At 62.0% G+C, this 10,265-nt stretch carries 8 protein-coding genes and 1 pseudogene; 2 read left to right on the top strand and 7 right to left on the bottom strand.

All coding sequences use genetic code 11. The features are described 5' to 3' along the window. The 7 genes and pseudogenes from BLS52_RS18340 to BLS52_RS13530 all read right to left on the bottom strand — a co-directional run. Positions 1–178 (bottom strand): annotated as a pseudogene (locus BLS52_RS18340) (ISL3 family transposase); the annotation flags it as partial. A 330-nt stretch (positions 179–508) separates the two neighbouring features. After that, positions 509–1,261 (bottom strand): endonuclease/exonuclease/phosphatase family protein, encoded by a 753-nt coding sequence (locus BLS52_RS13555; protein ID WP_090587431.1) that lies wholly within the window; start codon positions 1,259–1,261, stop codon positions 509–511. Continuing rightward, complete coding sequence (locus tag BLS52_RS13550; RefSeq protein WP_090587429.1) at positions 1,243–2,712, bottom strand: MBL fold metallo-hydrolase; 1,470 nt, start codon at positions 2,710–2,712, stop codon at positions 1,243–1,245. Before BLS52_RS13550 ends, BLS52_RS13555 begins: the two co-directional genes overlap by 19 nt. Beyond that, positions 2,702–3,601: an HAD family hydrolase gene (locus BLS52_RS13545; RefSeq protein WP_090587428.1), complete on the bottom strand. Its 900-nt coding sequence runs from the start codon at positions 3,599–3,601 to the stop codon at positions 2,702–2,704. Before BLS52_RS13545 ends, BLS52_RS13550 begins: the two co-directional genes overlap by 11 nt. Positions 3,602–3,607: 6 nt before the next feature. After that, positions 3,608–4,969 (bottom strand): ABC transporter substrate-binding protein, encoded by a 1,362-nt coding sequence (locus tag BLS52_RS13540; RefSeq protein ID WP_090587426.1) that lies wholly within the window; start codon positions 4,967–4,969, stop codon positions 3,608–3,610. A gap of 79 nt (positions 4,970–5,048) precedes the next feature. Further along, positions 5,049–6,017, bottom strand: coding sequence for a carbohydrate ABC transporter permease (locus BLS52_RS13535; protein ID WP_139186268.1), 969 nt, complete (start codon positions 6,015–6,017; stop codon positions 5,049–5,051). Positions 6,018–6,090: 73 nt separating this feature from the next. Beyond that, on the bottom strand, positions 6,091–7,122 hold the full coding sequence (locus BLS52_RS13530) for a carbohydrate ABC transporter permease (RefSeq protein WP_175460173.1): 1,032 nt from the start codon (positions 7,120–7,122) through the stop codon (positions 6,091–6,093). A gap of 519 nt (positions 7,123–7,641) precedes the next feature. Here BLS52_RS13530 and BLS52_RS13525 point away from each other — a divergent pair. Together BLS52_RS13525 and BLS52_RS13520 are read left to right on the top strand one after the other, a co-directional pair. Continuing rightward, positions 7,642–8,409, top strand: a complete 768-nt coding sequence (locus tag BLS52_RS13525; RefSeq protein ID WP_090587422.1) for a phosphatase — start codon at positions 7,642–7,644, stop codon at positions 8,407–8,409. A 143-nt stretch (positions 8,410–8,552) separates the two neighbouring features. After that, complete coding sequence (locus tag BLS52_RS13520; protein WP_090587420.1) at positions 8,553–10,244, top strand: formate--tetrahydrofolate ligase; 1,692 nt, start codon at positions 8,553–8,555, stop codon at positions 10,242–10,244. Positions 10,245–10,265 lie beyond the last annotated feature (21 nt).

The following is a 10,265-nucleotide window of genomic DNA, read 5'->3' as shown; positions in this document are numbered from 1 at the left end:
TCGTGTCTCGTGGCACGCCCTCTGCTCCGCAGGACTGGCACCACGGATCCGCTTTAACGACACGGCACTTGATCACCGCCCGCTCAGGGCCCAGATGCTGCCCAACGGCTTCGAGGCCGAGCTCATCGAGACGGCAGAACGTGGTCAGATCAGGCGCAGCGAAGGTAGCGTGGAGCATCGTCGAGGTCTTTCAGATGGGCAGTGTAGGAACTTCCATCATCGGAAGGCCTCGACCTCTATCCAGCGACCGACGCGCCCACCCCAGCCGCTCCGATTACACCCTCAAATGCGAAGAGCCGGTATGTGCCGCTGAGACGGGTATCGATCCTTGGGCGGCAGTATGCGTTACGGGCCCCCAGGTCGATGGGTTCCAAGACAGCCTATTGTTGTGGCGAGATGCTTTGTCTCGTTCCCGGTTCTGCCATACATCGAGGTTTGTGCGATCAGCAGGTGAGTACTTTCCTGCTCTGCCGTGCCGCGGTAGCTCAGTCGGTGTTTGGGGTCGCGATTATCCGATGTCGAGTCCGTAGGTAGTCACCACCGGTTTGTGGTCTGACGGAGCGATGTCACCTTCGAAGAAATCGACTACTTCGGTGGTTAGAGCGCGGATTCGCCCTCGAAAGAAATGGAAGTCGATCACCCAAGGTGCGGTTGCCTGCGGCCAGGTGGGGATGGTCGGCCAGGTGGCCGCAGGAACCACCCCCAGGGCCGAGTATGAGTCTTGAAGGCCCGCTTCGTGGAGTACCCGCAGCACATGCCAGGACTCGTTAAGGTCACCCATGAACAGCACCGGCTCTTCGGGCCCGCCGAGTTCCGCCAACACGGCACCGGCGGCCGCCGACTGTGCGATACGCGGATTGACGTGCTCAGTAAGCTCCCGCTGGGTTCCGGGAAAGCAGAAGTGTGCGGTGCTGACCACCACTGTAGAACCGTCCTGAGCGGCCAGCCTTACCCAGAACAGTTTTCGGTCACGGTGGATCTCGTCTACCCCGATACCAATATCGATGGAACCGTGCTCCACTTCGGTGAACAGGGCTGAATCCCACCAGATTGAGCTCTCGTACGTCCATCCACGTTCGCTGTCCTCTACCCGCGAGTGCCCTGAAAGCACCTCGTCGATCACAGCTTTGGTGGCGGGGCGAAGCTCCTGCACGGCGTAGATATCGGGGCGCCGGGTGCGAAGGAGCGATCGCAGGGCGGGCTCGCGTTCAGGCCACCGTGTATCCGCCCAGATGTTGTGGGTCATGACAACGAAACGCATGGAATCAGGGTCCTTTCGGGGTCCGCTCCGCGTGCACCGCGTGCGAAGTCGGCGGGTTGGGAAATAGGGAAGGCCTGCCCGCGCTGAGGAAGCACGAGCGGAGCGGAGGTGCGCGGGAATAGGTGCGGATGGGCGCTATGGACCGCGACGACGGCGCCGGGGCGCACGGCCTCAGTCAGCCAGGCAAGATCGTCAGGGCTGGCATGTCCACCGGAATCAAGCCAGACGAAGTCCAGCCCCAGCGCCTGCACCCACGCCTGCAGTGAGGTCCACTCCGGTGCCCACGCGCCCAGCGGCTCACCGTTGGTGTGTATCAACAGGTCACCCTGCCGTGCTCCAACGGCCAGTGCTAGCCACCGATCAGGGACTTGCAGTTCCACGATGAAGTTGTTGCGGTTTTGGCGAAGGTCCTCCAGCGTCACACGTTCCACGTCTTCCGGAAGATGGACGCCTGTGTCACCGGTGGTGAGCACCGCCACGGTGTTGGTGCCGTCGGTGGGCAGGGGTTCCGTGATTCCGTGGCGGGCTGCCGCCTGCCACCCGGAGAGGGTTTCCGGACGCAGAACCAGGGTCCTGCCGGTTGCGGTGGCTGCATCGCGGAGGCCAGCCAGCCGGCGCAGATTGCGCGGGTAGGGCGTTACGAAAGCCAGCCCGTCCGTTGCGGCGAGAAGACGGTGCACCCGTTCCGTCAGTTCCGCTTCGGAGAGGGGGCGGACGGGGCTTGAGTCAGGACGCAGCGTGGTGCCTTCGGTAATCAGCAGATCCACCCCAGCTGCGCGCTCGGCGAACTCGGCCATGCGCTCGGGGGCATGGCCGTGGGCACGCCAGTCGCCGGTCCAGGCGACCCGGCGGCCGTCAGCTTCGAGAACAAATCCTGCTGCTCCGGGGATGTCGTGGTCCACCAGTATCACTTCAAGCTGAAGGTCGCCGATGCTGACGCGCTCTCCCTCCTGCACACTGCGCACCGTGGCGGGGGTTCCCGGCAGCGTCCCTGATTCCACCAGCCCGGCATGCAGGGCCGCGCCGTCAGCACTCATGAGAACCGGAATCTTGGGGTTGACGAACGGCAGCAGCCCACAGTGGTCGTTGTGGTTGTGACTGACGAAGATGCCCAGTTCCTCCAGCCCGTCCAGCACTGTGGCGTCATGGAGCAGGCGGCCTTCATGCGTCAGGGAACCGACTGCGGCGGCCACGCTTCCACCGGATGGTGCGAGCTGAGCCGGATCGTACAGTCCTTCCACCAGGGGTGCCATGCCCGCCCGCAGGTGGGCGGCTAGACGTTCGTCGACCGGTGCAGGAGAGGAACGTGAGAACAAGGAACCGGTCGGGTTCGGGGTGATACCGAAGTCGAAGAACAGCGCTGAGCCGCCCATCCGGACGGCGGCCTGTACACCGCCTATCGTGTTGGTTCCGTTGAAAAAAGTCAGTGTCGGTTCGGTATCAGGCTTCATCAGGAATCTCCCTCAGCGCAGCGGCGAAAGCGGCGAAATTGTCGTAGCGGGCGCTTGACCAGCGCCCATCGGAGTCGGTTCCCAGCGGATCAATGTGCACCGTCCTGCAGCCTTGACCGGCAGGGGGCAGCAGATCGTTCCACAGGTTGTCCCCCACGACCAGCACCTCCGCCGGATGAGTTCCCCATGCGCGCCGTGCCTGCACGATCAGCTGTGCACAGCCTTTGGGCTTGCGGGCATCGAAGCGAACTATCGCGAACGGTGGGCGTAGAGCCAAACGATCTACCAGCGGGCGCGCCAGTTGCTCAGGAGTGTTAGTGGCCAGGACAAGATGGCGGCCAGGCGCAAGCCTGTCGAGTACTTCGTCCAGGTGTTCCGACCGGATCAGCGACGTTGCGTGGTCATTGACAAACCGGCGGGCCGAGGCGAAGGCTTCGGCTTGTATCCGCTGGTCTGCTCCTCGGGAGGCCGCAAGGGTGCCGATGATCTGCCAACTGTCACCCAGGTATCGCAGTGGGCCATCGTGGCCCACTCGTCCCCGGAGATCGTCGGGGACGGGCACGGGATGTCCCTCCCAGTCCGTCGCGCTTTCCGACGTCCACTCCGGTGCGTGCACCACGATTCCGCGGTATGGTTCGGCGAAAAGCCCCGGTTTTAAAGCGGGGTGTTCACCAGCTGCGACCGCGGCGGCCTCAGTCCGCAATCCTTGGCCGCCGCCGTCGGGAATGATGTCTTCCAAAATTGACGCGTACCGGTCGGTGACCCGGGGGTCGTCGTGGAGTGTCCCATCAAGGTCGAACAAAACCATCTTGATGGCCCGGAGGTTCGCCAGAGGAGGCTGATTTCCTACGGATGGCAGCTGTATCTGTTCCTCGGTCTCTGTCGCCATCGGAGATCAGTTCTGCGGTGCAGATGCCAGGAGGGTGGTTGCCTCCGCGTCCATACGATCGGCGGCTTCCTGCGGAGTCAGGCGACCCAGGACCACTTCTTCAACCACGCCGGTGACCATGTCGTCGATTGCGTTGCCGGCCGCTGTGGGAGGCATGATCTGCGCGTTGACGAACACGTTCTCGAACGCGGCTGCTTTCTGTGGGTTCTCTTCGTAGTTCGTGGTGAGGAGTTCCGTTTCGAGCGCGCTTTCCACGGCGGGTGAGTACCCGGTGCGGGCTGCGTAGATGGCCTGGGCGTCGGTGCCTGCGAACCAGCGCATGAAGAGCCATGCGGCGAGTTCCTGCTCCGAATCGTCCGAGGCGAGGATTACGTGGTTTCCGCCGAAAAGCTGGGTCACAGGTTCTTCGCTTTCCTGCGGGGTGAGCGCCACTGTCCAGTCGAATCTGTCGCCGATTTGCTCGATCTTCGTGGAGGTACGCGCTGTGGTTCCGATCTCGCTGGCCGTTCGTTCGTTCGTGAATTCCTGCTCTGTGTCGGCTGCAGTGTATGCCAGCTCCTCCTCGTAGAGTCCTGCGAGCAGCTCTAGGGCTTCAATAGACACAGGTGACGCGAATTCTGTAGTTCCCGCTTCGGGATCATAGGGAGTGGTTCCCTTGGATCGCATGATGTTGTAGTAGATCCCATTTTTTCCGGTGCCTAGGGCGACGTAGGGCAGTCCCGTTTCTTCTTTCATTTGGCGCGCCTGCTCCATGAATTCGTCCCAGTCGGCCGGAGGCGCTTCGATTCCGGCTTTCTTGAACAGATCGGCGTTGTAGTACATACCCATGCTGGAGTTGCCGTGGGGCCAGGAGAGGGTGCTGCCGTTGTACGCATCGACCCGCTGGCGGGCCAGCACTCCATCGACCATGTCGTCAATTTCCTCCTCTGTAACCCCGTACTTCTCGCTTTCGAGGTACGGGTCGAGAGGGACGATCACGTCGTTGGCCAGATATTCCAGGGTGTCGTTCTCGTAGGCCATAGTGACGTCCGGGGATCCACCGCCGGCCAATGAGGCCCGGACTGCTTGGTTGAGCTCCTGGTAGGACCCCTTGAAAGATTCATTCACGACGATGCCCCATTCGTTGGTCGCGTTGAACTCCTCGACCATTTCCGTGATTGCTTCCCCGTAGATGGTGGCCTGAATATGCCAGAAGTCGATCTCGACGCCCTCAGGGAGGGTGGTCTCGTCGATACCAGCTGAAGTGGCCCCTGCGTTCTCAGAACCTGCTTGGGAACCTGAGCCAGCGGCACACGAGGTCACCAGTAGTGAGCTGATCAGAACGATGGATGGGAGGATGTTTCTCCGAGAGGAGTTTTTCGTTGTCATAGCGGCGGACCTCCGGTGCGGTTGATGGAGCAGTAGACGTGTGTTGCGATGGACGGTTGGAGCTTGGAGAGTGAAGTATTTAGCCCTTGACGCCGAAGGCGGTGAGGCCTTCAATGAATCGGCGCTGGACGAAGAGGAAGAAGATGATGCCGGGGATGGCCACGAGCGTGGTGGCGGCCATCAGCAGGTGATAGAGCGAACCTTCGTCCCCGGAAAAGCTCATGAGTCCAAGCTGAACGGGACGGATCGATTCCGATTGAGTGGCGATCAATGGCCACAGCAGTTCGTTCCAACGGGCGAGGAAGCCAAACAGCACCACCGTGAGCACCGCCGGCATCGTCATGGGAATGAGCACTCGCCAGAGGAAGGTCCAGTGCGATGCACCGTCCATCCGAACGGCATCCCAATAATCACGCGGAATGGCCATGAAGGCTTGACGCAGGAGGAAGATCGCGAATGCGCTTGCCACCCCGGGCAGGATCATACCGGCGTAGGTGTCATATAGGCCGGATCCTCCCGCCCCCAGGAGATCGTTGCCCCCGGTCAGCGGTATCTGCCGAATCAGCACATAATTCGGGACGATCTTTGCCTCGAAGGGGATCATCATGGTGGCTAGAACGATCACGAAGAGCAGGTTGTTGAACCGGAACTTCATCCGAGCGAACGCGTAGGCGGCGGTAAGTCCAGTGAAGAGCTGCAGAGAAGTACCAACCACCGCGACCAGAAGACTGTTGAGGAAATAGCGTGCGAAACCCGACGGCGGTGCGGTCCAGGCGTCAGCGTAATTTGACCATTGCGGGTCCGCAGGGAACAACGTTGGGGGTGAGAGGTTCACTTCCTGGAAGGTTTTTAGGGAACTCGACACCATCCAGAAGAACGGAAACAACATGATCGCCGCTCCAGCCGCGAGGAGGAGATAGAGGATCACCCGGCCCGCACGACGCCGCCACCTCCCAAGCTCATCGGACGATGGTGTGCTGGTCCTCGCGGCGGGCTTGGACGAATCTGTTGAATCGCGCTGGTCGCGTGCGATGGATTGAATTGCCACTGGGGCGCTCCGTCTTTTCGCTGAGGGGTGATCTGGTTCGTGGTACTTCCCGCTGGTTCAGTCGTTGTGCACGTCAGTCATAGTGCACGCGGCGCTCAGCGAACCGGAATTGCAGCAGCGTCACGCCCAGTAGCAGGACGAAAAGCAGCATGGAGAGCGCTGCTGCAAAGCCCACTGAACCGGGTCTCTCATAGAGGTGGCGGAAAATTAGCACCGGCAGGGTCAATGTCGTGTCCAGGGGCGACCCGGCGCCGGCTCCGTAGCCACCGCCACTGGTCAGCACAAAGATCTCGTTGAAGCTCTGGAAAGACCGGATCGTGGAAACGACGAGGAGGAAGAACAACGTGGGAGAAACCAAGGGAATTGTTATCCGGGTGGCCATCTGCCATGAATTCGCCCCATCCATTCGAGCCGCTTCCTTGACCTGCGTGTCGATGGTGGTCAGCCCGGCCAGTATGATGACGACAGCGAAGCCCAATGTGTTCCAGATACTGAAAACCATCACGCACGTCAATGCCACACTGGGCCCCGCGAGAAAGGCCGGCAACTGGTCGGACCATCCAATGCCTGCGATGCTGAATAATTTGGGCACTACCGGTTCCGGGTCGAGTAGCCATTGCTGCGCGGGTAATCCAAATGCCTTGAGAGTGGCGTTGGCGACGCCGACCTGCGGATTCAACAGCCATACAAAGGCCAGGCCAGCCGCGACAGTCGACGTGATATAGGGAATGAAGTATGCAGTACGTAGCGGCGCCAGGAACCTCACACGAGCGTTCAGCATGTTGGCGATCACAAATGCAATTGCGATGGTCGCCGGAACCGTTCCCAACACATAAAAAGCAGTTACAAGTAAGCTTTGGCCTACTTCACCGGGAGCGCCGCCGGGCTTGCTGCCCAACTCTTCGAAAATTCGTGTGTAGTTGTCAAAGCCGATGAACTCCTCGGCCTTGATCCCCCAACGCCAAAGACTTATCCAGGCGGAAAGGAAGATGGGATATATGTCGAAGAGTCCCAATAGAACCAGCGTCGGAGCCAGATAAAGTGCCGGAAGCCAGATGCGCTCCATCCGTCGGCGGCGAGCCCGAATTGAAAGGTCTACCGCCATGTCCGCTCCCTGCCTGTCTACTGGTGCCAGATCGACAATAGGGAGGCGCTCTAAACCGAAGAACAACGAAACATAGCTCTGCGGAGAACGAAGCATGAATCCCGGATACGAGAAACGAGTCGTATTCAGCTACTGCCACACAGGCACCGCCTTATAGCAAAATTTGTACGCCAGTCCGTTACTAGGTGTTTACGCACGAGGGTGAGAAGCCACTAGGCTGAGCGAGCACCCGAAGGCGCGAGAACCGGAGTGGCAGTATGTCCTGGTTCGAACGCCGGCAGCCGGGAAGGTCTCCCCAATACGGACCCCGGCTGTCGGCGGCCGTCTACCTCTAGGACGCGAGAGGGACAGCTGCTTCTTGCATCTGAAGTGTGCAGTTAGACAGCTGCGCAGTCGTCATCATTCCCTGGGAAGCGTGGAGATCCACTGCTGTGCGTAGAGGTTGGCGACCCCCTGCGCCGCCGTCGAACAGCTTGAGGGTGCGCCCGCGCTCTAAACCCCAGCGCCTAGGATGGACGGGTGAATGCCGCCGCGGAACTTGCCAGCTATTTCGACTCAGTGGGTATTACCGGAAAGGTGGCGACGCCGCGGCAGGACAACCTCCGGCACATGCAGTTGTTCCTGGATGGGAACGAACACCTCGAATTCGGAGTCCGGCTCACCCGGGAGTGGACCTTCGACGAGGTATTCGACCTGATGCATGAGCGCGTCGGCACCAGCGCGGACCGGACCCACCTCGAGGGCCAGGACACCATTTCCGCCGAGAAGTGCGTGGCCGCCCTCGACAGGTTCGCTGACCGGTTCGGGGAAGCCGTGCGCGTCGGCCACCGGATCCTCTTCGCCACCGGCCATCCCGCCGGCCTGCTGCCCATCCATGCTGCACTTGCCGCTGCCGCTGAACGTGGCGGCGCGACCGTCGTTTCCGTCACGGAAGGCCAGCCCTTCCGTGACGGGGATATCCGGCAGCTCTTCGGCGTCCTCGTCTGGCACCAGTATGGCGGCCTCGTCCACACCCACTACCCGGAACCGATGCGGCTGAGCCTCGAGCTCCTTGCCTCCCAGGGCGCCTTGCCGCCACAGCTGGTGGTGGCCGATCACGGTTGGGCAGGGCACGCGGCATCGGAGGGGATTCCCACCCTGGGTTTCGCCGACTGCAACGACCCTGGGCTGTTTGTCTCCGAGGCACAGGGTCAGCTGGAGGTGGCAGTGCCCCTTGATGACAACGTCTGTCCGGGCCTGTACGAGCCGATGACCCGCTACATTCTGGACCGCGCAGGATTGGCCTAGAACTTTTGCGCACCTCTGACTTTCCACGCTGGAAAGTCACCAGAGGTGCGCAAAAGTTCCCCTCTCCGCGGCGCTGGTAGATTGGATCTGAGCTTCCACCCGAGCCGCCCCAGTCCTGCCAGCACCCCGGAAGGATTAAGACGATGACGTCCATCCACGCCCCTGCGTCCGATCTCGACATTGCCCACGCCGCCCGGATCCGTCCCATTGAGGAGATCGCCGCATCCGCGGGCATCCCTGCGGATGCGCTGGAGCTGTACGGGCGGTACAAGGCGAAGATCGACACCTCGCGGCTGCCCCCCGTCCCCGGGAAGGCACCCGGAAAAGTGATCCTGGTCAGTGCCATGAGCCCCACTCCCGCAGGTGAGGGGAAATCCACCTGTACGGTGGGTCTGGCCGATTCCCTGGCGCGGGCCGGCCGGAACGTCATGGTTGCCCTGCGTGAACCCTCACTGGGACCGGTGATGGGCATGAAGGGCGGCGCCACCGGCGGCGGTTACTCGCAGGTGCTGCCGATGGAGGACATCAACCTCCACTTCACCGGCGACTTCCACGCGATCACCAGCGCCAACAACACCCTGATGGCCTTGGTGGACAACTCCATCTACCAGGGCAACCCCCTCAACATCGATCCCCGCAGGATCACATTCAAGCGGGTCCTCGACGTCAATGACCGCGCGCTGCGCGAAGTGGTGATCGGCCTTGGCGGGGCAACCCAGGGCGTGCCCCGCCAGGACGGGTTCGACATTACCGTGGCCTCCGAAGTAATGGCCGTCTTCTGCCTGGCAACCGACCTTGCCGACCTGCGCCGGCGGCTCGCCCTGATGACGGTTGGCTACACCTACGACCGGAAACCGGTCACCGTTGCGGACCTCGGCGTCGAAGGAGCACTGACGCTCCTGCTCAAGGACGCGGTCAAGCCCAACCTCGTCCAGACCATCGCGGGCACCCCGGCCCTGGTGCACGGTGGGCCGTTCGCGAACATTGCGCACGGCTGCAACTCGGTCATTGCCACGCAGACAGCGCGCAGTATCGCCGATCTTGTGGTGACGGAGGCCGGGTTCGGTGCGGACCTCGGCGCCGAAAAATTCATGAACATCAAGGCGAGGTCCGCGGATGTGGCACCCGACGCCGTCGTACTGGTTGCAACCATCCGCGCACTGAAGATGCACGGCGGGGTGGCCAAGGAGGACCTGCGCCGGCCCGACGTGGGGGCCCTGGAACGCGGAGCGGTCAACCTGCGGCGTCACGTTGCGAACGTCAAAAAGTTCGGCATCACCCCTGTGGTCGCGGTCAACAAATTCGCCACCGATACGGATGAGGAACTCGCCTGGCTGCTGCGCTGGTGCGCCGGTGAGGGCGTCAGCGCCGCGGTGGCCGACATCTGGGGCGAAGGAGGCGGCGGGCCCGGCGGTGATGAACTTGCCGCCACGGTGCTGGCCGCGCTGGATGAACCCCGGTCCTTCCGGCATCTCTACCCGCTGGAACTGTCTGTGGAGGAGAAGGTCCGAACCATTGCGCAGGAGATCTACGGAGCGTGTGACGTCGCGTTTTCCACTCCTGCACTTCGCCGGCTCGCCGAGATTCAGGCCAACGGGTGGGACGACCTGCCGGTATGCATGGCGAAGACCCAGTACTCCTTCTCGGACGATGCCACCCGGCTGGGAGCACCTGAGGGTTTCACCCTGCATGTGCGCGACCTGATTCCGAAGACCGGTGCGGGATTCATCGTCGCCCTCACCGGTGCGGTGATGACCATGCCGGGTCTGCCCAGGGAGCCCGGCGCCCTGCGCATGGACGTCGACGACGACGGCGGCGCGGTGGGGCTGTTTTGAACACCGTTGGTCAAGACCTGG

Source organism: Arthrobacter subterraneus, assembly GCF_900099735.1.
Classification (GTDB): Bacteria; Actinomycetota; Actinomycetes; order Actinomycetales; family Micrococcaceae; genus Arthrobacter_D; species Arthrobacter_D subterraneus.
This window is presented reverse-complemented; position numbering and strand designations above follow the sequence as displayed.